Origin of the sequence: Planctobacterium marinum (assembly GCF_036322805.1) — a bacterium.
Taxonomy (GTDB): domain Bacteria; phylum Pseudomonadota; class Gammaproteobacteria; order Enterobacterales; family Alteromonadaceae; genus Planctobacterium; species Planctobacterium marinum_A.
The window spans coordinates 644,526-666,604 of the sequence record NZ_AP027272.1; the positions used below are offsets into that span (position 1 = coordinate 644,526).

Annotated in this window: 18 protein-coding genes; 8 read left to right on the top strand and 10 right to left on the bottom strand. The window is 46.4% G+C overall.

The features are described 5' to 3' along the window. Nucleotides 1-6: 6 nt before the first annotated feature. Nucleotides 7-855 (bottom strand): DUF3014 domain-containing protein, encoded by an 849-nt coding sequence (locus AABA75_RS02840; RefSeq protein ID WP_338290979.1) that lies wholly within the window; start codon nucleotides 853-855, stop codon nucleotides 7-9. Between the two features lie 258 nt (nucleotides 856-1,113). Between AABA75_RS02840 and AABA75_RS02845 the strand changes: the two genes are divergently transcribed. Beyond that, nucleotides 1,114-1,416: a DUF6482 family protein gene (locus tag AABA75_RS02845; RefSeq protein WP_338294787.1), complete on the top strand. Its 303-nt coding sequence runs from the start codon at nucleotides 1,114-1,116 to the stop codon at nucleotides 1,414-1,416. Nucleotides 1,417-1,437: 21 nt separating this feature from the next. Here the strand turns inward: AABA75_RS02845 and AABA75_RS02850 are convergent, their stop codons facing one another. Beyond that, nucleotides 1,438-2,832 (bottom strand): pyridoxal phosphate-dependent decarboxylase family protein, encoded by a 1,395-nt coding sequence (locus AABA75_RS02850; protein ID WP_338290981.1) that lies wholly within the window; start codon nucleotides 2,830-2,832, stop codon nucleotides 1,438-1,440. A 147-nt stretch (nucleotides 2,833-2,979) separates the two neighbouring features. Between AABA75_RS02850 and AABA75_RS02855 the strand changes: the two genes are divergently transcribed. Further along, nucleotides 2,980-4,374: a PLP-dependent aminotransferase family protein gene (locus AABA75_RS02855; RefSeq protein ID WP_338290983.1), complete on the top strand. Its 1,395-nt coding sequence runs from the start codon at nucleotides 2,980-2,982 to the stop codon at nucleotides 4,372-4,374. Here the strand turns inward: AABA75_RS02855 and AABA75_RS02860 are convergent. The 3 genes from AABA75_RS02860 to AABA75_RS02870 all read right to left on the bottom strand — a co-directional run bounded on the left by AABA75_RS02860 (nucleotide 4,371) and on the right by AABA75_RS02870 (nucleotide 8,537). Further along, nucleotides 4,371-5,372 carry a substrate-binding domain-containing protein gene (locus tag AABA75_RS02860; protein ID WP_338290984.1) on the bottom strand — a complete coding sequence of 334 codons (1,002 nt, stop codon included), beginning with the start codon at nucleotides 5,370-5,372 and terminating at the stop codon, nucleotides 4,371-4,373. The two genes, AABA75_RS02855 and AABA75_RS02860, sit on opposite strands and share 4 nt — an antisense overlap. 197 nt (nucleotides 5,373-5,569) lie before the next feature. Next, a complete protein-coding gene (locus tag AABA75_RS02865) occupies nucleotides 5,570-6,067 on the bottom strand; it encodes a DUF6702 family protein (protein WP_338290986.1) in 498 nt (165 codons plus the stop codon). A 16-nt stretch (nucleotides 6,068-6,083) separates the two neighbouring features. Next, nucleotides 6,084-8,537 (bottom strand): M1 family metallopeptidase, encoded by a 2,454-nt coding sequence (locus AABA75_RS02870; RefSeq protein WP_338290987.1) that lies wholly within the window; start codon nucleotides 8,535-8,537, stop codon nucleotides 6,084-6,086. Between the two features lie 235 nt (nucleotides 8,538-8,772). Here AABA75_RS02870 and proB point away from each other — a divergent pair, with 235 nt between their 5' ends. From proB to AABA75_RS02890, 4 genes are all read left to right on the top strand, one after another. Continuing rightward, nucleotides 8,773-9,873, top strand: coding sequence for a glutamate 5-kinase (gene proB / locus AABA75_RS02875; protein WP_338290989.1), 1,101 nt, complete (start codon nucleotides 8,773-8,775; stop codon nucleotides 9,871-9,873). 18 nt (nucleotides 9,874-9,891) lie between these two features. Next, nucleotides 9,892-11,142, top strand: coding sequence for a glutamate-5-semialdehyde dehydrogenase (locus AABA75_RS02880; protein WP_338290992.1), 1,251 nt, complete (start codon nucleotides 9,892-9,894; stop codon nucleotides 11,140-11,142). A 99-nt stretch (nucleotides 11,143-11,241) separates the two neighbouring features. Beyond that, nucleotides 11,242-12,147: a DMT family transporter gene (locus AABA75_RS02885; RefSeq protein WP_338290994.1), complete on the top strand. Its 906-nt coding sequence runs from the start codon at nucleotides 11,242-11,244 to the stop codon at nucleotides 12,145-12,147. 231 nt (nucleotides 12,148-12,378) lie between these two features. Further along, nucleotides 12,379-16,083, top strand: a complete 3,705-nt coding sequence (locus tag AABA75_RS02890) for an FG-GAP repeat domain-containing protein (RefSeq protein WP_338290995.1) — start codon at nucleotides 12,379-12,381, stop codon at nucleotides 16,081-16,083. A 51-nt stretch (nucleotides 16,084-16,134) separates the two neighbouring features. On the opposite strand, the gene AABA75_RS02895 is transcribed toward AABA75_RS02890, so the two are convergent. Together AABA75_RS02895 and AABA75_RS02900 are read right to left on the bottom strand one after the other, a co-directional pair. After that, nucleotides 16,135-17,217, bottom strand: a complete 1,083-nt coding sequence (locus tag AABA75_RS02895) for a methyl-accepting chemotaxis protein (RefSeq protein ID WP_338290996.1) — start codon at nucleotides 17,215-17,217, stop codon at nucleotides 16,135-16,137. Between the two features lie 99 nt (nucleotides 17,218-17,316). Beyond that, a complete protein-coding gene (locus AABA75_RS02900) occupies nucleotides 17,317-17,568 on the bottom strand; it encodes a hypothetical protein (protein ID WP_338290999.1) in 252 nt (83 codons plus the stop codon). 155 nt (nucleotides 17,569-17,723) lie between these two features. On the opposite strand from AABA75_RS02900, the gene AABA75_RS02905 reads away from it, so the two are divergent. After that, complete coding sequence (locus AABA75_RS02905; protein ID WP_338291000.1) at nucleotides 17,724-18,212, top strand: RNA polymerase sigma factor; 489 nt, start codon at nucleotides 17,724-17,726, stop codon at nucleotides 18,210-18,212. Next, complete coding sequence (locus AABA75_RS02910; protein WP_338291002.1) at nucleotides 18,205-18,780, top strand: hypothetical protein; 576 nt, start codon at nucleotides 18,205-18,207, stop codon at nucleotides 18,778-18,780. The genes AABA75_RS02905 and AABA75_RS02910 overlap by 8 nt, the downstream gene beginning before the upstream one ends. Before the next feature lie 25 nt (nucleotides 18,781-18,805). Here the strand turns inward: AABA75_RS02910 and AABA75_RS02915 are convergent, their stop codons facing one another. From AABA75_RS02915 to AABA75_RS02925, 3 genes are all read right to left on the bottom strand, one after another. Further along, on the bottom strand, nucleotides 18,806-19,279 hold the full coding sequence (locus AABA75_RS02915) for a DUF2721 domain-containing protein (RefSeq protein ID WP_338291003.1): 474 nt from the start codon (nucleotides 19,277-19,279) through the stop codon (nucleotides 18,806-18,808). Nucleotides 19,280-19,312: 33 nt separating this feature from the next. Continuing rightward, nucleotides 19,313-20,398, bottom strand: coding sequence for a ferrochelatase (hemH, locus tag AABA75_RS02920; RefSeq protein ID WP_338291005.1), 1,086 nt, complete (start codon nucleotides 20,396-20,398; stop codon nucleotides 19,313-19,315). Nucleotides 20,399-20,500: 102 nt separating this feature from the next. Beyond that, nucleotides 20,501-22,045: an AbgT family transporter gene (locus AABA75_RS02925; RefSeq protein WP_338294788.1), complete on the bottom strand. Its 1,545-nt coding sequence runs from the start codon at nucleotides 22,043-22,045 to the stop codon at nucleotides 20,501-20,503. Nucleotides 22,046-22,079: the final 34 nt, after the last annotated feature.

Sequence of the window (22,079 nt, forward strand, 5' to 3'; positions counted from 1 at the left end):
GCGACCTTATTGCTCCAGTAACGCTTTTATTTCTCGTAACTTAGCTTTAAGCACGCGCATGTTTTCCGGACCTGTACGCAACAGTTGCTTCTGTGGAGCGCTTAAATCTTCGATTTGATCGATACGATATTTGTACATCACACTGTCGGTATAGACTTCAACCGGAACCGGTATTTCAGGTGTGTCAAGCAGGTGATCGATGGCATCCACTAAGCGGTAATCAAAATCGTCATCCGGGTTACCAATTTCGGCGAATATTTCATTAATAGTGGGCTTGTATACTTCATACAAATCCAATAGATCTTCCGCTTCGATACTATCGATGGCATTCACATAGCCGCTGTAGCGCTGGTAGCTGGAGGAATCTATCCATTCTTTACCTGCTTGGCGGTACACTCTGAAGCTATTTTCAGGTGCGCGCAACAAGTGGTGATTTGTGGCGAGTTCTTCATTGGCCAGATTCTCAGTAAAAACCACAAAGCGGCGCAACAGGTCTTCGTCTACTAAAAAACGTGCCACGGTTGGCATTTCTGCAAGCCCAACAATAGCGGTCTTAACTGCTGCGTCACTGATATCAATGGGCTCTGGCTCTGGCTCGGGAATAGGCTCTGGCATAGGTGCCGGGTCGGGTGGTAACACTTCCTCAGGCTCTGGAGTTGGTTCTGGTAACGTGACAGGTTCAGGATCAGGTTCTGTGACGATGGGGATTTCCACCGGTTGAGGAGCCACAGGCTCTTCGTCGGAACCCGAGAACACCATATAAACGACCAATAATAAGATAATGACACCTGCGGCTATTGCCACATGAACCATAGGGGATTTCGACACATTTTGAGAAGAGTCGTTGTCTGTCATAACGGTACCGGTTTCCTGTTTTGTTGCGTCAAACGGAGCAATGGGGCATCAACTATAAAAATAATGCAAACCGCCTGATTTTGCACGGAAAAACTCTATAGCGATAATAAAGAAGTTTGGTCTGATAATGAGTTTTTCAAGCTAAATCATGACATTAGTAAAATTAATTTAAACTGAACTAATTTTCGCAGTGATAAACCAAAGCTGCGGTAGTTCCGTAACCAGATATAGAAAACTACAGCAACTGGCTCTGTGCATATGCAATTAGAACAACTTTTGAATAACAAAGCCCCGATTGAGCGACTCAGAATCTTATCTTTTGAGATGAATATCTATCTTGTGGAAATCCATCAAGGTGAATTTAGTGGGCTGCTCAGAGCTCAGGACGGGCGACCACAGCGCTTTAACAGTGTGGCACAAATAAAAGAGCTGTTCAGTGAGAGCGACGTCCGCAGCGCAGAACTAGTACATGAGTCACCTTATGATGAAATGATTGGCAACCCGCCCAGAGCCGCCAATCAAATGGTACTTCCATTGCAATTTACGCAGAACAAAGCGTAGCTGCCACAGATTTTACGGATGTCAAAGGTCTGCAGCCATGGTTTGTAGCTCTTTGATTGCAATGGCCACATCACTGTCTTCTGTTTGCCAGTTGCTAAACGCGGCCCGGATGATTGCTTGTCCTTGCCATTTTCCCGGACTAAAAAATACTTTTCCTCTGGCGTTAATGTGCCGCAACACGCTGTCGCAATCCACTTCGTCATCCAATGGACGGAATAGCACCACGTTAAGGTTACAAGGGTACACTAACTTCCATTGTGTGCTGGCCGCAATAAATTGCGCTAGCAATTGTGCTTGCCTGCAATTCTTTTCCACCCATGACCTGATGCCTGATTTGCCGTAGGCATGTAGTGTCATCCATACGGGCAAAGCCCTGAAACGTCGAGAATTCTCCATGCCCAATGACATAAAATCGGGTTCACTGCCAGACTGCACTAAATAAGGAGCTGCTACGTGACAACTGTCTTTGAGTAAGCTTTGATGGCGGGTCAGAAACATGCCGCAATCATAAGGCACATTTAACCACTTATGTCCATCAAGGGTGATCGAGTCTGCCTGCTCAATTCCGGCAGTGTTTTGTTCCATATCGGGCAGTAAACGAGCGAAAATGCCAAAAGCAGCATCTACATGAAGCCATGCCCGGTGCTGCAGACACAGCGCTGAAATTTGCTGTAAATCATCAAAACTAGTGCCCGTTACCGTGGCAGCAGAGCTAATCACTATCTTACTTTTCGCTGTGCTTTGTTTCAGTTTTATTGCCAGATCCTGCGGGCTCATGGCTTCTGAATCCTTGCTGGTTTTTACCTGGGTAATATTATTCTGGCCAAAACCCGCCAGCCCCAATGTTTTAATCATACTGGCATGAGGACAGGCGCTGAAAATCTCGATATCTAATCCTGCCATTCCCTGTTTGGCCACATCGATACCTTGTTGTGTACCGGCAAATTGTCGCGCGGTCACTGCTGCCAGAAAGTTTGAAGCCGTTGCACCCGTGGTACACAGCCCGGTAAAACTGGCTGGCAAATTAAATAGCTCTACCAACCATTGTATTGCCTGACGTTCCACCATTGATGCGATGGAGTCGCCGTCTTTGGAGACATTTTGGTCCAGCAAGGCGACTAACCAATCAGCATAAGTGGCGACAGGCGTGGCTCCGCCAGTGACAAAACCCCAATATCGCGGTCCGCGACTGGCAGACATCTGTGGCACCAACTCAGAGTGCACTTTTTTGATGGTAATCTCGCTGCCTGCGCCTTGTGCGGCTAACGGCGATTGAGGCAATGTGGCATTCAGCGTGGCAACAGGATGGTGCTCAAGACCATGTAGCCATTGTGTCGCTCTTTGCTGAAATTCTGACAGAGTATGTTGCCATTCCTCCGCTCCGGGTTGTGAATAAGTCAAGGTTGAATCGCTCATTGTGTTCCCCTTCATTCATTATGTGATGCATCATAAGCGCACGGTAAAAAAGATTACAGATACAAAAAAAGAAAATAAAAAGTATACAGAGGAGGCGCTAAGGGGGTAAATTCGCGATGCATTGTAGTTTAATGAGTGAAATATTAAGTGATCCAATACAAGCAATTGGCCAGTGAGGTGATGTCAGATATTGATACTGGCAAAATTTCCCCCGGTCACAAATTGCAATCGGTGCGAGATTTTAGTCGCCAGCATCAGGTGAGCATGACGACGGCACTCAATTGTTATCACCTGCTTATTGAACGCGGCTATGCTCACAGTCGGCCTCGTTCAGGCTATTTTGCGCAAAAGCCCATGTTAGACATCGCTCGTGTTCCCCTGGCTGATTTTGTTCCTGTTACTTCCCGGGGGGCAAAATACCACTTTGCCGTAAGTCAGCATCCGTTAGCGACTGCGCAATTGTCTCAGGCACTTTTGCCGCAAGCTGAGTTAGCGAAATCTGCCAGTCGGGTGTTTAAAACCCCTCGTCTCCACCAATTGCATTATGGTGCCGTTACAGGCCATGAAAGTTTGCGCAGAGCCCTGGCAGGCCACTATTCAGAGCAAGGATTTAAGTTTACCAGCGATGAAATCATCATAGGACATGGTTGTCTGGACAGTGTCAGAATGGCATTGCAGGTTACCACCCAGCCAGAAGATACGGTTGTCGTTGCATCACCTTGTTTTCCCGGATTATTGTCAATTCTGAAAAGCCTTAATCGCAAAATCCTGGAGATCCCCAGTAGTAACCAAGGCATCGACCTGCTGCGCCTCGAAAGTATCGTGAAGGAGGGGCGTGCTTCGGCTTTGTTACTGACGGCAAACTTTCAAAACCCGCTTGGTCACCAGTTTAATAATGAACACAAAGCCGCTATCGCTGAACTGGCCAACCGTTACCATTTTCCGGTAATTGAGGATGATGTCTATCAGGAGTTGTGTTTCTCTGGTGGGCTGCCACTACCTATTAAGCATTGGGACAAAGGTGGCTATGTACTGTGGTGCAGTTCCTTTTCCAAAACACTGTGTGCCTCTTATCGAATTGGTTGGTGCTTGCCCGGACGTTTTCACCGGGCTATGGAGGACAAACGCCGTATAGAGTCATTGGGGGTTAATATGCCACTGCAGTTAGTGTTGGCAGATTTCATTGCCAGTGGAAACTATCGCAAGCACATCAAAAAATTGCAGGTGTGTGTCAGTCAGCAAATACGGGAGTATCGTCATTTCTTATATACACAACTGGGAGCCAATGCCGCTTTTTCACAGCCAGAGGGCGGGATGGTGTTGTGGTGTCATTACCCGGGATTAGATAGTTTTGAACTCGCTAAAAAGCTAACTGAATACGATGTGATTATCCGACCGGGCGGCTTGTTCTCTACTCGAGACTTCTACTCGGAATACTTCAGATTGAACTGTGGCTGGCCGCTAGATGAGAAGCGAAAGCAAGAAATGGAGCTTTTGTGCCAGCTGCTTACTCAACAGAAACAAAACGAGACAAATGTTTAGTTTCCTGTTTGGGTACACTCTTGATAGTTATCACTGCGGCAGTAGTGAAAGCCAAGATAATAATGTGACTGCTCAGGTGCGTTACCGTGTTTTAAATATTCATACATAAGCTCAGCGCCCAAACGACCCATTTCGTGGGGGTTTTGGCCTATATTGGCTGTCGATAAACCCTCGCCCAATGCCTTTAACTGCATGGGTTCTGTGTCGGCAGAAATAATCACTTTGTGCTGCTTGTCAATGGCCTCCTGGTGTTTCTTCATAGTGCTGATGTAGTCGGGATTAAACTGGGCAAAACCCGCAACGGCCAGAAAGATAGGCGCTTTTTCACGTTCCAGAATCTTAGTGAGTTGGTATAAGGCGACGTCGCGCTTGCCCAAGCTATAGAGTGGACACCTGGGATACTCAGACCAGCCATTGTGACCCATTAAGCGCTGCGTTGACTGGCCCGACAGCGCATGCCTGACACCCGCAATGCGCGCATTGAGGTTGGGCGTTGAATCAAATCCTGATTGAATACAAATCTGCTGCTCAGCTTCGGTTTTGAAGACTTTTGCGTATTCGCCTAATGCCACACCAAAAGCAAAGTTATCCGTGCCGACATAAGTAAGCCGATATTCTTCGTGTTCAGGTAATAAATCTGAATCAAAGGTGATCACTGGAATACCCGGCAGCATGGATTTGAGTACACCATCTACAAGATGTTTTGAATCTGTGGTGGAAACCAGCAAACCGTTAACATTCTGAGTCAATAGCTCGTTAATGATCAGTACCTGGGAGCGAATATCCTGGTAGTCTTGCGGGCCGTCATATAGACAGCTGAGGTCGGTTTTTTGTGCGGCAAATTGTTTGCAGCCCTCAAAGGACTGAATATAAAAGCTATCGTTTTTGGTTTTGCCTATAACTGCAATTTTGAATTTCGCCCACGTGGCGCTGGACCATGTCAATATACCCATAGTCAGAGCAAATAACGCTAGCTTTAGTGATATCCCGGTAAACATAAAGCCGAAAATCCTTGAGTCGTTTTAAGGCTCTTCGCAGAGACATTTATCCAATTGAGTTCCATTACCGTAAAAGTTTAGGTGCTTTAGCGGTATCCGTAAACCGTTTGCGCAAGGGTTTCGAAAAAAGGAGAGAAAGGCAACATTATTGCGAGATTGGCTGTCGTATTTCTGACAGCCAATGGTGAATAGAGTCGTTAAAATTCAACTTCTAACAGCTTTGCAGATTCTCGGAAAGTGAGCGTATTGATGGCTTTGTTACCTTCAGCATCACCTTCGATATTCACGGTGTTGATTTGCTCTGACCAGATATCTTGTAAAGCACTGTGTTGTACCGCAATTTTTTCTACCTGCTCAGGTAATGGCGTGTCTTGATAAATCCAGAGAAACTTGCCATCAATTTCATAGCCTATGTTATTCAGTGCAACAGGCGCATTGTTTATCTGCAGTTCGAAGCGCTGAACCACATAATCCATGAAGCGCTGCTGGGTTTCAGGGTTGCTGTGGATGTCTGCTTTACCGTCACCCATGACACTCACCGCATGCTCGGCATCGTGCAGATAAAAGCGATGCATGACTTCCAGATTAGTACTATTGTGATTGAACAATACAGTGGTTATGGCTGACTTTATTTGGTGACCAAAAGAAGGCGCCATGAAGGCGCCCAATATGATCAAAATAGCGAGTTTGCGCATTGTGTAACGCGACTCCTTAATTTTGCTCTTCTTTGTTTTCGTCGTCAGTTTTCAGTTCTGTTTTGATATCTTGCATGATATCACGACGAGCGTTCCCGGTACGTTTCTTGGCTTTGTAGGCTTCGATACGCGACTCGATGATCTTGCGCGGATAGTGGTTGTTAGTGACATCCACATCGGCAGTTTCCCAACGAGGATCCACCTCAATACTAACGAGTTCTTTCTCTTTGGGAGTGACTAACAGCTTTTGTACCTGCTTAGGACTGCGGCGCCAAATCTCAGCAGGATAATAGATACGCTCTTTCGTGCCGTCTTTATATGTCGCTTCAATAATAATCGGCATCACCAGTCCGCCGATATTACTAAATTCCATCACGTAGTAGTTCTGATCTTCGCTAACAGCGCGCTCAAAAGCGGTGCGCTCCCAGTCTTCCAGGCCATCAAGAAATTTTTTATAGGCGTTGCGCTCTTTATTGGTAACAGTCCAGCGATCGTTTTCGTCGTAAAAATCACGGATATCAGGATTGCGCTCAACCCAGGTTTTGCCTTCTTGCATGTTGCGCTCAACGGTAACAGGCATCGGCTTATCCAACTCTCTTTGACGATCGCGGTCGAAATCGATGTCTGGGTCTTCTGTATCAATGCGCAATTTGGATACCTTGTCGATGGAGATATCTACGTGGTCGGTAGAATAAAACCAACCGCGCCAGAACCAGTCCAAATCAACACCACTAGCTTCTTCCAGGGTGCGGAAAAAATCGGTGGGAGTAGGGCGCTTGAATTTCCAGCGCTGTGCGTATTCACGCAATGCAAAATCAAATAGTTCGCGACCTAGAATGGTTTCTCTGAGAATTTTATAGGCTGCAGCGGGTTTTGTGTAAGCATTAGGGCCAAACTGCAAAATACTGTCAGATTGCGTCATGATAGGTACCTGGTTGGTACTTTTCATGTAACCGGTAATATCACGTGGCTCCACGCCCCAAGGAATATCTGGATCCCATTCTTGTCCGGCCACGCCGTCCAGGAAGCTGTTAATACCTTCATCCATCCAGGTCCATTGACGCTCATCACTGTTAACGATCATGGGGAAATAGATGTGACCAATTTCGTGGATGACAACACCAATTAAGAAACGTTTTTCCGCGAGTGTATAAGTGCGCGAACCGTCATCTTGCAAGGTTGTACGAGGACCGTTAAAAGTGATCATGGGATATTCCATGCCACCTACCGGGCCATTGACTGATTGCGCTGTGGGATAGGGGTAATCAAAGGAGAAACGCGAGTACACTTCCATAGTGTGGATAACGGATTCTGTGGAGTACTTTTTCCACAAGTCACCCCCCTCTTTGGGATAGAAAGACATGGCCATAACAAATGGCTGGTCTTCCCCGCCTTGCTCATAACCTTTAGCGTCCCACATAAACTTACGGGAAGTGGCCCAAGCGAAGTCGCGCACGTTTTCTGCTTTAAAGCGCCAGGTTTTCTGCTTGTCGGTGCCTTCTTTCTCGTTTTCCAGCGCTTCTTCAGCGGTGACAACAAACACCGGGCGGTTGGCTTTTTCAGCGTCTTTCAGACGCTTTCTTTGCTCTTTAGTAAGGACGTCTTTTGGATTTTGCAGTACACCAGTGGAAGAGACAATGTGATCTGCCGGTACTGTCATTTCCACTTCATAATCACCAAACTCCAGGGTAAATTCTCCGCGGCCAAGGAACTCTTTATTGGTCCAGGCTTCGTAATCGGTGTAAGCAGCCAGGCGCGGAAACCATTGAGCGAAAAGGAAAATATCGTTGCCGCCTTCGCGCTCGTCATCCGGGAAGTGCTCAAAACCAGAGCGCGCCGATACGGCATTTTCTTCCAGCACATTAAAAGCAAAGTCCAATGAAAACTCGGTGCTTTGGCCAGGTTTCAAAGGCTGCTTCAAGTCGATACGCATTAGGGTGCCCACAATGGTGTGCTTCAGGGCGTCACCTTTGCCATCTTTAACATTGCTGATTTCAAAACCCAGTGGGCGATCAGCAAAAGCCTGCTGTTGACGTAGGAAGTCCATGGTCATTTTGGCGGGCTTGGAGCCAGACGCTGAATTGGTGACAGGACCACGTGTGCCAACACCGCCAAAGGTTTGTGTCATACGGGCCATGGAGTCATCTTTGAAGCGGTTCTGATCCAGGTAAACCCAAAGATATTTCAGTGTGTCAGGGGAGTTGTTGGTGTAAACGATCTCTTCTGATGCGGTAACACGACGCTTGTCCTCGTCTAAAGCAATACTGATTTTGTAGTCTACTTTTTGCTGCCAGTATTGATGGCCCGGCTCGCCAGCGGCGTTGCGATAAACATTGGGTGTTGGTAGCGATTCATCCAGTTGCCTGAATTTATCTTCAAAATCCCCTTTGGTCTGCTTGATAGCAGCCTGAGCTACACCGATGCTAAGCAGCAACGATGATGCGAGGGCAAATAGCGTGCGTGTTTTCATTAATTGTTCCTGGCGGGTTTTTAAGAATTGTTGGTGTTAATCTGTGACTTTATAACATAAGTGCCCTTAGTTTTGTAATCGTACCAGGAGAAATCTGCTTCAGACTGAAATAAATAACACTAACCTCTATTAAAACCGCTATGAGTAATAACCATTTAGCGCTTGTTTTAGAGCGGCTTTTTTGCCAATCTGCCAGCATCCCCGATTTCTTCTATTTGATGTGTTTAACAGGTTTATGACTGAATTTCAGTGGCAACGTGCCGTAATTAAAATTGGCAGCGCACTTATCGCGCCTGATGGACAGCGTTGCAGCGCTCGATACTTATTGGCAATTGCCAAATTCATTACCGAAAGTCGCCAACAAGGTAAAGAGGTGGTGCTGGTTTCTTCTGGCAGTGTAGCAGCGGGGCGCAGCCAGATCCCGGTTACCCATCAGCCTACTATTGCTGAAAAACAAGCGATGGCCGCTATTGGACAATCACAAATGATGGCCAATTGGGCGCGCTTTTTCGATTTTCCCTGTGCTCAGATTTTATTGACCTATGACGATCTCAGAGATCGTACTCGTTATGTGAATATCAAAAATACTTTGCGCGAACTATTGCAGCATCAGGCCTTGCCCATCGTAAATGAAAATGACAGCGTCGCCGTGAACGAAATTAAGGTGGGTGACAACGACAATTTGGGCGCTTACACTGCATTGGTGGCTCAGGCAGATACCTTGATTGTCTGTTCTGATATTGATGGTTTATACGATGCAGACCCTCGAAAACATCCAGAAGCACAATTAATTCCCGAGGTAGCTCAGATATCACCTGAAATTCACGCCTTGGCAGGGGGAGCTGGCACCTCAGTGGGCACAGGCGGTATGGTGACCAAATTACAGGCAGCCGAAAAATGTGCTCAAAGTGGTATTCAGACCCTGATTGTAAATGGCCGTGACTCCAAAACGTTTGATGCGCTGTTACAAGGGCGCTGTCCGGGGACCTTGTTCCGCGCCGCCGCATCTCAGGAAAAAGCCCGCTCCCAGTGGTTGCGCCATACTTTGAGCGCCAAAGGTTCAGTGGATATCGATGACGGTGCCTCTAATGCGCTGTTGCACAATGGGGCATCCTTGTTGCCTTCTGGGATTACTGCAGTTACCGGGCAGTTTAGTCCCGGTGAAGCCGTTAACGTACAGCATCAGGGGCAGGTTATTGCCAAAGGATTAGCACTTTACAGTGCGGAAGAAATGAAATTGATTGCCGGGTGCAATAGCCAGCAAATCCAGTCTCTGTTGGGCTTTACTTTAGGTGAGGCGGTAATTCACAGAGACGATCTTATTCTTTATCGCTAATAAACTTACAGGTGTAGTATGACATTTTCCGTTGCTCAAGCCGCAAAAGACGCAAAACTTGCCGCCCGAGATACCGCTAAACTCACAGACAAACAAAAAGCAGACGCACTGTTGGCAATTGCCGATGAGATAAACCACTCCGAAAGCAACATTCTTGAGGCCAACCATAAAGACCTGCAACAAGGCGAGCAAAACGGCTTGAGTGCCGCAATGTTAGACCGACTCAAGCTGGATTCAGCTCGTCTACAAGCTATTGCGAATGCGGTGCGGGAAATCGCTGCCCAACCAGACCCGGTGGGCAGTACCAGTGGCTCTCGAAAACTGCCTTCTGGTATTGAGGTAGCTAAGATGCGCATTCCACTTGGGGTTATTACGATGGTGTACGAATCGCGTCCTAACGTGACTATTGATGCCGCAGCGTTGTGTTTCAAAGCTGGCAATGCAGTGATTTTACGAGGTGGTAAAGAAGCGCTGCATTCTAATCTGGCATTAGCCAGCTGTATTCATCGCGCTTTTGCTCAGCAACAAATCCCCGCCGCTGCGGTTACGGTTATTCCCGACCCTGACCGCGCTATTATGAACGAGTTATTGACCCTGAGTGAGGACATCGATCTTATCATTCCTCGTGGCGGAGAGGGGCTGATCCGCTTTGTTACTGAAAACAGCCGTATCCCAGTTATTCAGCATTTTAAAGGCGTGTGTCATCTCTTTGCTGATGCGGCGGCAGACCTTGAAAAAGCCATCGCCATTCTGGAAAACGGCAAAACTCAGCGCACGGGTGTGTGCAATGCCCTTGAAACACTCCTGGTACACAAGGATATTGCCTCATCATTTATGCCGATGGTAGCCGAATTGTTTACTAAACACGGAGTTAAAGTGCACGCTTGTGAGCAAAGTAAAGCCTATTTACCTGCTGCAGATTTGGCCACTGAAGAAGATTGGCATGCCGAGTATCTAGCCTTAGAAATTGCCGTTAAAATGGTGAACGATTTTGAAGATGCCGTTGAGCATATTGCTAATTATGGTTCAGGACACACTGAAGTGATCGTCACTCAAGATATCTCGAGAGCAAAGCGCTTTGTACGCGAAATCAATTCCTCAGTCGTGATGGTGAATGCTTCTTCGCGCTTTTCCGATGGCGGCGAACTGGGCTTAGGTGCCGAGATTGGTATTTCCACCAGTAAGTTGCACGCTTATGGGCCAATGGGAGCAGAATCTCTCACAACTGAAAAGTTCGTGGTACAGGGAGACGGCGAAATACGCAGCTGATAACTGTTTACAGATGGCTGTTTTTTATCCCTGACAAGTTCTGGTCTGTAAAGGGCTAAACTGGGCTCAGATTAGCCTTTCTTTTCAAAAGGATACCCAATGTCCAATGGATTGTTGTTTTGTTTGTGTGCCTTTATCTGGGGTACAACCTGGTTTGCTATAACGTTTCAACACAGTGAGATGTCGCTGATCTACTCCGTAGGTATGCGTTTTTGTTGTGCGGCACTGCTGTTAGGTGTCTGGTGTTTCTGGCATAAACTGAACATGAAGTTTAGCTGGCGGGCTCACGTCAAAATGCTAGGTGCGGGATTCAGTCTTTACACCCTTGATTATGTATTTTTGTATTTGAGTCAGCAGTTTATTGTTAGTGCTTTGTTGGCGGTGTTTAGCGCCAGTGTTGTGTATTTTACTATTTTTCTGCGCCGCTTTATGTTGGGAAAACCAGTGCGAATGGAAGTGGTTATTGGTGCCGCCATTAGCGCTGTTGGCTTGTATTTACTGTTTTCCCCGGAGATGGAAGGGTTGACTGAGTCCAAAGGATTAACCCTTGGATTAATTTTCGCCACTATATCCTTCTTTTTTGCGGCAGTGGGTAATGTGATATCGGAAAACGCTCTATCTGAAGAAGTACCTGTGGTGCAATTTAATTTTTGGGCCATGAGTTATAGTTTGCTCTTTACCTTTGGCTATGCTCTGTACACTGATGAACCTTTTGTCTTGCCGGAGGCCAGCAGTTATTGGTTGACATTGGCCTATCTTGCTGTATTTGGCTCCGTTTTGGCATTTGGCGCTTACATGAAACTGGTGAAAAATCTGGGGGCAGATAAATCTTCCAATGTGATCTTGGTGTGTCCAGTAGTGGCTCTGGTGATATCTACGCTCTTTGAAAACTACCAATGGAGCATTATGGGGCTGACAGGAGTCGTTGCTATTCTTATCGGTAATGCTATTGCTATGGATAAACTCAAATTTAAAAAAAGGACAGGACCAGTTCATTCTCAATAGAGGGAATGCAATTGGCATTTTGCTTGTTTTGACCATATTAGCGCATGAGCTGTAACATCTTATGATGTGTCTGCGAACTTTTGTATGCGATATCGTGAAAAAGATCGTCTTTTAGGGAATAATACTGCACTGACGGACGTCGCAGTCATATCACTGAGTTCGCAAAATGGAACGTTTAATCTCGGTAGATTCGTCAATTTTGCACAAGAGTTTTGCAAAGGAATTTTACCAATGCTTACCAATCATCCAATGTATAAGGCCTCGCTTTTTTTATTTACTTGTCTGTTTCTTCAGTTTTCTTTTTCCGCAGGCGCGAAAATAGATTCCACCTTTTATCAACTGAACTCACAATCTGAGGATGTCAATTTTTTCATCACGGATGTGGCATCCAACGAACAGACAGTTTTTTTTATTGCTCTTGAGCGCTCTGATGCCTTTGGGGCTTCCAGTAGTAACTGGTTATGGCAGTTAGAGAAAGAAACGAACGATTATCGCAAAATAACCTTTTCGGGACCGGATTTACCCTATTCTGAGTTCTCAGATATCGAGGTGATAGGTGACAAAGCCTATTTCCTGGCCGAGGATGGCAGTGGTGTTCAAAAGCTCTGGAGCTACGATTTAGGTTGTGAGTGTGTATCAGTTGTGGATGGGGAATCCGAGCGCACTCGTTGGTTATTTCAGTTTAATCAGCAGCTGTTTATGCACAGCAGAGATGCGGATTCAACGGATTCAATCTGGTTGGTGGATTCGGACAATGATGCCCTCTCTTTGGCAGGCAGTGCCAGCCAGGAAGCATTAAGTGGTTCTTTTAGTGATTTTGAGTTTGGTGAGACGGCTTTTTATTTTATCGCCAACTCATCAGAGGATGAGACGCAGTTTTGGCAATATGATCAAACCCAAAACCAATTTTATGCACTTACACCACTCGACGAATTACTGGCACCGAATTCGGGAAGAACCAGCCCGCGATTGGTTAAAGTAGAGCAAAACCGCCTTTATGTGGATACCACCAATAGCACACCTGACCTTGAGTTCGAGGGAGAGCTATGGTCCCTGGATGTCAATGAAAACAGCCTTTCTAAAATAACCGACTTGTTTTTTAACTTTGATTGCGATGGTGATGACTCTCCTTCTTACAAGCGAGAGACACTGTTAGGCACCTCAGGTAACTACGTTTTTTATGTCAATATTGAGGATACCTCGGGGTTCAACCAGGTGGGTGGTGAGCTTCCTGGCTACCATGTCTGGCGCTATGATTTAGCCAGCGGTGATAAGGTACAAATCACCGATGCCGAGTTTCACATTGGCACCCATAGTTGGTGCGCATACAATCCAATTAATAACCTGTATGTCTCCGAGCAACACCTGTACTTCTCCTGGCGATCTGACTCGGTATACAGTTTTAACCTTGCCGACGACGTATCTGAAAGTCAGTTTACATACCTCGGTGATAAGCCGTCCGCTGATGGCGTAAAAATTAAAGACGATTTATTGTTCTTTGAGCCGCGCAGGTACACCTGGGGTAGTTCTCAGGCGTGTAATAAGGCCTTGGATCTTAAGACAAATACAATGCGCACCATTGACTATGGCGGTCAATCTTTGAGTTGTCGTGGTATGTTCCTTTTGGACAATGAGATCATCACTGTTGGTGGCACATCTTATGCCAATGAGCAGCTCTGGCGGGTGGACCAGGAACTGGTGGGGCAACAACTCACAGACATTCAGGGAACCCGATTTAGAGCTTCAAATGTAAATGAAGGCATCACTGTTGGTGACAAATTTTACTTGGTTGCCGATTCCGGAACCGAAGGACAAGGTTTATGGCGGCTTGGCCAAACGGGAGAGCCTGAACTTCTGGATTTTAATTCCGAAGCCATAATTTCCCCCTACCACAAAGAGTTTTTGCTGGAAAAAGCCATCAATCAGTATTTGTTTTTTAGTGTGCCGGTTGATGGCACCAAACATTACTTTCGACTGGACAGCCGCGATGACAGTATTGTGCCATTGGAGGACCTGAATGAGATTGCGCGGGACAGGGGGCTGCAACTATCGCTATTCCAACATTCCGGTGACAAGGTGTTTTTCAGGCACAGAAGTCGCAGTAATGTTTCACAGGTATTTTCTTATGACCTGCAAACAGCTGAAACTGGCACTTTGTTTTGGGGGGATGGCCAGGTCGCCTGGGTTGATGAAAACAATCTGTATTTATTCCGGGATGTGGATTTTTATTACGGATTGTGGCGTTGGGACAGAACTGCCAGAGAATATCATCAGATTGAGACGTCACCCATACAGGGATGCCAGAAAACCAAAATGGTTGAGAGTGTTGCATTCAAAGACAACCTCTATTTTTCTCGGTGGGGGGATGTAATGCGTTACAACCCAGAAACCGAGGATTTTGTGCAGCTGGGATGCGGTCATCACCTGTTACCGGCAGCGTCCCAATTGCTTGTAGTTAAAGAAGAGGGTTTTGTGGATGGATTTCGCCGCACCAGCCTCTGGCAGGTAAACAATGAACAAAATCAGCTGCAGCAAGTGAGCCCTGTGCGATTCAAAGACGACTGGGCATGGCTCAATGGCAATTTTTATTATGCCGGGCAAGGTGAAGACAGCAACTACGGCATTTGGCAGTACAATCCTGCTGAAGAACAATTAATACTACTGAATCATCTGGCAACGCTTGGCAGTGACGATACCACTGGTGATGTGACTGTACCTGGTTTGTTTAAAATCGCAGAGCTGAGTGGTGAGGTTTACTTTATCAGTTATATGCAATCCACTTATCAAGGACAAGTGAGCGACATGCAGCTTTGGCAAGGCGGGGTTGCTCAGCCATTGATGAATTTTGGCTATGGTACATTTGTACCAACTGATGTTCATTATATGTTGTTTCTGGAAGCCTTTGCCGGAGATCTGTTCTTACCGGGCACAGTGAATCAGCAGGGACAGCATTTCGAGTCTGCTTTAATCCGACTGGAGATTAATGGTGCCAGAGAGGCAATTAATCAGGATTTTGATGGGGATGGCGTGGCTGACATTGCGCTGCGAGACCCCTATCAACGCTCGTGGACGATTTATCAATCGTCAGATGAGCAAATTCGCGACGTTCAGTTTGGTTTGCGGGAGACCGATATTCCCGTTCCTGCTGATTATGACGGAGATGGTATCGTTGATATTGCGGTTAGAAGACCAGCCACAAAAATGTGGTATATTTTAAATTCCAGTAACAGCAATTATGGCAGTGATCGCCAGGATGGTATTCAGCGCATCCGCTTTGGTCTTGCAGAAGAAGATATTCCGGTGGTTGCCGATTATGATGGCGACGGCATTGCCGATTTAGCAGTGAGAAGACCTTCACTTCGCCTCTGGATCATTCGCCAATCCAGTAATGGAGAGATAATCGAAGTGAAATTTGGGCTGCGCAGCACGGATATTCCTGTTACCGGAGATTTTGATGGCGACGGTAAAGACGATGTCGCGTTTCGTCGTCCTGAAGATAAAACCTGGTACGTGAACAATTCCAGCGGTAGCAATTACAATAGTGACCGCGAAGACAGTATCCAGCGGATCCGTCTGGGGTTAGCAGAAGCAGACATTCCGGTACCAGCAGATTTTGATGGGGATGGTATTACTGATATGGCTGTTTGGCGAGCAAGTGCTAGCCGGTTCATTATCAGATTGTCAGACACGGGCGAGGTCGTTGAAAAGCTTTTTGACAGTGCTTCAGATGCTCTACCTATCGTAGCTGATTACAATGGCGACGGGCTAAGCGACCCGGCTGTGTACCACGAAAATACGGGTGCCATTGATATCATTTATTCTAGCGCCCAAGGAGACGACTCTCTGTTGCAGCTTACCGTTGCACCTTGGTTGTTTCCAGTCGCATCGCCCATATCGGAACTAATGCGATTAGTTGACGGGTTATGTGACTGTTAGGTGTTAACATACAAGGTTGGCCCCATTGTTCAATCGTTGCTGATTGTTTATTTAGCGGATGATATCATCCAGACACTGCATGATTTCCTGACTGGCGGCTTCCATTTTTTGCATGTGCGCCGATGCGCCCTGTTTGTCGTCTTTTTTAAGATACTCCAGGGCCTTTACACCATTTTCGTGCAAAGCTCGATGAGGGCGTTCCAGCCGCTGAAATGCCGGAACCTTTCCATACGTGTCTCGTCCTGTGCCCTCCATCCAACTTCCCAGTCGACACGACACCTGATCCGCCACATCCGCGCTGGTTTTGTTGCTGGTGCCGAAGGCAATGGCGTAGATATCTCCCTTCCAGACGATATGATCTAATTTCACAGTTTGGATGAAAGAGCGAATCGCGGCATCTTGTATAACATTTTTCATTTTATTGGTTTGCTCAACAATGGTGCCATAAAACTCATTGAGTTTGTCGACACCGTCAGCAAGCGACTGATTGTTACTCTGAATATCATCCACTGTCGTCACGGTTTCGCTAGTCGAACTGATGATTTTCCTCACAAGTTCGGCCACTTCATTGGCGGATTCACTGGTATTATTAGCCAATGAGCGTACTTCATCCGCAACAACGCTAAACCCTCTACCGGCATCACCGGCTCTGGCTGCCTCGATGGCGGCATTAAGGGCTAGCAGGTTGGTTTGATCGGAAATTGAAGAAATGGTCGTCACAAAGGAGTTAATATTGTCGGCCATCTCTGACAGACCACTAATATTGGTGGTCATATTCGACATCTTGCCGGTAAGTCCCGCCATGCCTGATACGATATTATCCAGAGCGCCGCTAGCTACATCAAATAAATCGTTGATTTCGGTGACAGATTGGCTCTCTGTTTCAATGCGCTCAAACGAAGCTAATACCGTTTCTCTGATCCCCTCTACCTGACTAATGCAATCAAGCGCTGAGCGCAACATACTGTCTTGATGATTCTCTTGAGTTTGTATTGCTCCCGAAGCCAGGTCTGATTTAAGCTCCTCCAGCTCACGACGCAGTAACTCGTTTTCATCTAGCGCTGCCGCCAGGTCTTTATTCAAGCGTGCTTTGTCTTGAGCAAGTTCGTCGTAAGTGGATTTGAGTACCAGCATTAAAAATCTCGATTGTTGCGAAAGTCTTTAAAGATAGCTCAATTTAATCAGAATGGTATAAACATCCTTTTGCCAAGCACCATAAAACTCCGTATTTTCCTACAGATTCTTGATCTTTTGTTCCAACTCCCATTTGGGCTCGGTGACAATTTTTTCCAAGTTTTCGACACGGGTTTTCAGCTGCAGATAATCAGCGTCAGTGTATTTCTGAGGTTTTTCTTTGAAAGGCGAAGATACCTCCATATTCATCCACTTTACAATTTGCATATTGTATCTGCTGTCCAGCCAGTAACCGAAAACACACAGGGCTAAAATGCCGACAAATAGTAAGGTAAAAATCAATAAGTCCATGATTAACTCCAAGGTTGATTAGGATTTTGAAATTAGTAGTGTTCATCTCGTCTGATTTGTTACAAACAAAACGAAAAAAGTTTATTTTTTAGTTTTTGTAATAAAATTGGCGCTCTACATACTAAAGCCTGTATCAGAAATAAATTAAGCGCGACATGGACCCAATACATATCGAACAAGTATTACAGGACTATGGTCCGCTGTTTAGCCGAATGGCGGGTAGCTATGAGAGTAATCTGGCAATGCGTCAGGAGTTGACTCAGGAGATCGCGCTCCACGTTTGGCAGGCTCTTGCTGGTTTTCGCGGCGATGCCCAGTTAAAAACCTATGTGCTCAAAATAGCCCATAACCGCTGTGTTCAACATGTACTTGCTGAGAGCAAGCGACCCAAAGCCGATTCATTGTCTGAAGAAGCTTTACCGTTGACGTCAAAACCTCTGGAAGCTGAACAGCAACTAATGTTGGATAAGTTGTTGGGCGCAGTACGCAAATTGCCGCTAAAACACAGGCAGCTCATTACCCTTTATCTCGAAGGTATGCAATATAACGAAATTGCTGAAATATGTGGTGTTAGTCAATCCAATGTTGGTGTCACCATTAATCGCATCAGAAAACACTTATCCGAGGTGTTGCACAATGAATAATCAAAATGATCCGCTTTCTAATTTATGGCAAAGTCAGCCGGTACAAAGCATTGATGTCAAAGAATTAAAAGCGCTATGGAAGAAGAACCGCCGCAAGCAATGGTTGTGGGCACTGTCAGATGTTATTGGCTTACTGGCCGGTGTCATAATGTGTGGTTACTTCCTGCAAACGGAAGACAATTTGTTCCGTCAGATCTGGCTGGGGGTATTCTTGGTGCTGATTATCGTGGTAACACCCTGGAGCTTGCGTTTACGTTTGGCCAGCTTGCGCTCAAACGTTCCTACCAATGAGTACTTGGGTCGTTTGATACAGCAAAAAATCAACAATATCTGTATCGCCAGAATGTGTATCTGGATGGGAATTTTTATCGCGTTGTTTTTCTCCCTCTGGTCCATCGCCTATTACTTTTATTACCAACCCGTACCTTATGAATACCTGATAAAGGTACTGAAAGGAACCGGCCTGATTGCTGTTATGTCGCTATTGATGGGCTGGTGGGCACGCTATGAGATAAATAAAAATAGCAAGTTGCTTAAACGCTATCAGTCGCTAAAAGAAGAAGCCTGAATCGCCAGGTGGCCATTATGACATATTAATCTTCGGGAATTTTAAGCTTGCGTAGCTTTAATCTGATTTTTAGCGATCGCGTAGTGAGCAAGATTTCCCTCAGGGAGAGCAGTAAGGCCAATATTAATACTGCTAATGCGAGAATAAAGGTAATGGAGATCATTAAAGATAATTGAATAGTGTATATATGACTGATAAACAGGGTTGTTATCACCACACACAACAACAGGGCGGTCAAAGTATAGAGGCTGAAAGCTTTATTGATGAGCGAGATGCGTTTCCACAAAAAACGCAGCTCTTCAGATTGGACTTTCTTGATAGCAACGTCTGTTGCATCTTGTAAACTATTTTCTAATTCACGGGCCCTGTCCATAACTCGCATTAAGCGATTCGAAGCAACACCCAGCAAAGCTGCAATGCCTGTTATCAAAAACACCGGCGCAACGGCGGCCTGAATGACCTGCCCTATATGGATGATCTCTAATACCTGTCCCGACATTATTCCTCTATTTTTAAACTGGCAGTGTGCCTGTTATTGCTCGGCACCCAATGCTTTAGCTCGCTTTTGACGTTCATCAAGGTTCTCTTGTTTGGTGGGATGCCAAGCTTCCAGTTCTGACTCTATCATTTGCGCAAGTAACTGAATATGAACGTCATCGCTATTGAGACAAGGGATGTATTCATAGCGCTTGCCGCCCGCTTCGAGGAAGTAGTCACGATTTTCCTCACCAATTTCTTCAATGGTTTCCAGGCAGTCTGAAGAAAAGCCAGGGCAAACCACCTGCACGGATTCTACGCCTTTTTTGGGCAGTGCCTGGAGCGTGTGATCCGTATAAGGTTTAAGCCATTCTTCCCGGCCAAAACGAGACTGAAAGGTGGTCATGTACTGATCTTTATCCAGCTCCAGGTATTCTGCGATTAAACGCGATGTCTTGTAGCACTCACAGTGATAGGGATCTCCGTTAGTGAGATAGCGTTTGGGGATGCCGTGGTAGGAAAATAACAGCTTGTCGGTCTTGCCGTGCTTTTGCCAATGTGCCTTTATCTTGTCTGCCACGGCAGCAATGTAGTCAGGGTTGTCGTGATAATGACTGATAAATTTGAAATCTGGTAGCCAGCGTCTTTGGGTAAAGTCTTGTGCAATGGCGTCAAAGGTACTGCCTGTAGTGGAAGCGCAGTACTGTGGGTAGAGTGGTAGTACCACCAGTTTGCGCACCCCTTGTTGGAACATTTTGTCCATTACCGAGGAAATCGAAGGGGTGCCATAACGCATGGCATAGTCAATAACAACGTTATCACCGTATTTTTCGCCTAGCACTTTTTCTAATGCAGTACATTGGTTTTGGGTGTGCTGCATCAGTGGTGAGCCTTGTTCAGTCCAAACTGTGGCATAGGCTTTAGCACTGCGGGCTGGGCGGATATTTAGAATGATGAAATTTAATATACACCACCATATCAGGCGCGGCACTTCCACTACTCTTGGGTCGGATAAAAACTCTTTTAGATAGGGCTTGAGCGCTTTTTTCGTTGGTGCATCCGGTGTTCCAAGGTTGGTAATTAAGACACCTGTTTTATCTTGTTGAGCGTGGCTAAAGTGCTGACTGTTTTTATACTTCATTGCAGATTCATAACTAACGGTTTACAAGCGATACGCAATCGGCAGCGCTTTGGTTTTGCCTTGCACGAAAAAAGACGAAGGCATTGCCTTCGTCTTTGTCGTTTATGGATTGTAGTAGGTGGCGGCACCCGGCCCTACTGGCATCCCCAGCAAGAATACCCAAATATAAAACAGGGCGGTCCAGCCGACGATATAAACTAAGGAGTAGGGCAGCATGGTGGCGATTAACGTCCCCATCCCCAAGTCTTTTTTGTAGCGGGCTGCCACGGCTAATATTAAACCAAAATAGCTCATCATAGGCGTTATGAGGTTGGTAGTGGAATCACCAATTCGATAAGCCGCCTGGATAACTTCTGGTGCGTAGCCTACCAGCATCAGCATGGGGACAAAAATCGGTGCTGTCACCGCCCATTGTGCTGAAGCACTGCCCAAAGACAGATTGACCAAACCACACATCAGGATAAACAGGATAAAAATAGACGGGCCATCCAATCCGGCTGCCTGTAAAAAGGCAGCGCCTTTTACTGCTAGCACGGTACCAAGGTTGGTCCATTTAAAGAAGGCCACAAACTGTGCAGCAAAAAATACCAAGGTGATATATAAGCCCAGCGAGCTCATGCTCTTGGCCATGGCGTTGATTACATCTTTGTCATTTTTCATGGTGCCGGCAACACGGCCATAGACAAAGCCAGGAACAGCAAAAGTGATAAAGATAAAGGCAACAATGCCTTTTAAAAATGGTGAGCCCGCGACTGCGCCAGTTTCAGGATGACGCAAAATGCCATTTTCCGGAACGATAGTGAGTGCTAGCAATACGCAAAGACCCAAGAACGCCAATCCTGCCATTTTTAAGGCTTTCTTTTCTTGTGCGCTTGGCTTTTCAATTTTCGGCTGCTCTAGCTCAACAGCGGCTTCACTGGGGTCATACTTACCCAACCGCGGCTCAACGATTTTTTCAGTGACAAAGGCGCCCATGAATGCCACTGCGAAGGTTGAGATGAACATGAAGTACCAGTTGACTTCGGGTCCTACAGTATACTCGGGATCTATCATGTGGGCTGCCGCCTCGGTTATCCCCGATAGCAGTGGATCAACCGTACCTAATAACAGGTTGGCGCTGTATCCCCCGGATACGCCTGCAAAGGCGGCTGCCAATCCAGCAATGGGGTGACGCCCAAGGGAATGGAATATCATTGCCGCTAGCGGTATCAGTACCACGTAACCCAATTCAGAAGCGGTGTTGGAAATTATCCCTGCAAAAACCACCACGACGGTTACCATTCTGGGGGAGGCATTGACCACCATGGAACGCATGGCAGTTTGTAACAAGCCACTGTGCTCTGCTACCGATACACCCAGCAGTGCCACCAATACGGTGCCTAATGGTGCAAATCCGGTAAAGTTAGTGACCAGTCCGGTGACGATGCGTTGCAGCCCTTCGGCATTCATTAGTGAAATAACTTCGATGACGCCATCGGCTTCACGGCCTTTGGCTCCCTCTGGACGGGGATCCATAACGCTGACATCGAAGTAGCCCAATATACCGCTCAACAACACGATAAACAGGGCGAACATGGCGAACAAGGTAACAGGGTGGGGGAGCAGGTTCCCCAGCCACTCAACTGTGGCTAAAAATCGGGAAAACAAGCCCGATTGTGACTCAGCGGCGGCGCCAGACGGC

Coding starts and splice junctions, on each gene's coding strand:
- AABA75_RS02910 (WP_338291002.1), top strand. CDS start 18,205: ATGAATAATCAAAATGATCCGCTTTCTAATTTATGGCAAAGTCAGCCG.
- AABA75_RS02915 (WP_338291003.1), bottom strand. CDS start 19,279: ATGTCGGGACAGGTATTAGAGATCATCCATATAGGGCAGGTCATTCAG.
- AABA75_RS02845 (WP_338294787.1), top strand. CDS start 1,114: ATGCAATTAGAACAACTTTTGAATAACAAAGCCCCGATTGAGCGACTC.
- AABA75_RS02890 (WP_338290995.1), top strand. CDS start 12,379: ATGCTTACCAATCATCCAATGTATAAGGCCTCGCTTTTTTTATTTACT.
- AABA75_RS02895 (WP_338290996.1), bottom strand. CDS start 17,217: ATGCTGGTACTCAAATCCACTTACGACGAACTTGCTCAAGACAAAGCA.
- AABA75_RS02900 (WP_338290999.1), bottom strand. CDS start 17,568: ATGGACTTATTGATTTTTACCTTACTATTTGTCGGCATTTTAGCCCTG.
- AABA75_RS02870 (WP_338290987.1), bottom strand. CDS start 8,537: ATGAAAACACGCACGCTATTTGCCCTCGCATCATCGTTGCTGCTTAGC.
- AABA75_RS02905 (WP_338291000.1), top strand. CDS start 17,724: ATGGACCCAATACATATCGAACAAGTATTACAGGACTATGGTCCGCTG.
- AABA75_RS02880 (WP_338290992.1), top strand. CDS start 9,892: ATGACATTTTCCGTTGCTCAAGCCGCAAAAGACGCAAAACTTGCCGCC.
- AABA75_RS02860 (WP_338290984.1), bottom strand. CDS start 5,372: ATGTTTACCGGGATATCACTAAAGCTAGCGTTATTTGCTCTGACTATG.
- AABA75_RS02885 (WP_338290994.1), top strand. CDS start 11,242: ATGTCCAATGGATTGTTGTTTTGTTTGTGTGCCTTTATCTGGGGTACA.
- AABA75_RS02865 (WP_338290986.1), bottom strand. CDS start 6,067: ATGCGCAAACTCGCTATTTTGATCATATTGGGCGCCTTCATGGCGCCT.
- AABA75_RS02840 (WP_338290979.1), bottom strand. CDS start 855: ATGACAGACAACGACTCTTCTCAAAATGTGTCGAAATCCCCTATGGTT.
- AABA75_RS02850 (WP_338290981.1), bottom strand. CDS start 2,832: ATGAGCGATTCAACCTTGACTTATTCACAACCCGGAGCGGAGGAATGG.
- proB (WP_338290989.1), top strand. CDS start 8,773: ATGACTGAATTTCAGTGGCAACGTGCCGTAATTAAAATTGGCAGCGCA.
- hemH (WP_338291005.1), bottom strand. CDS start 20,398: ATGAAGTATAAAAACAGTCAGCACTTTAGCCACGCTCAACAAGATAAA.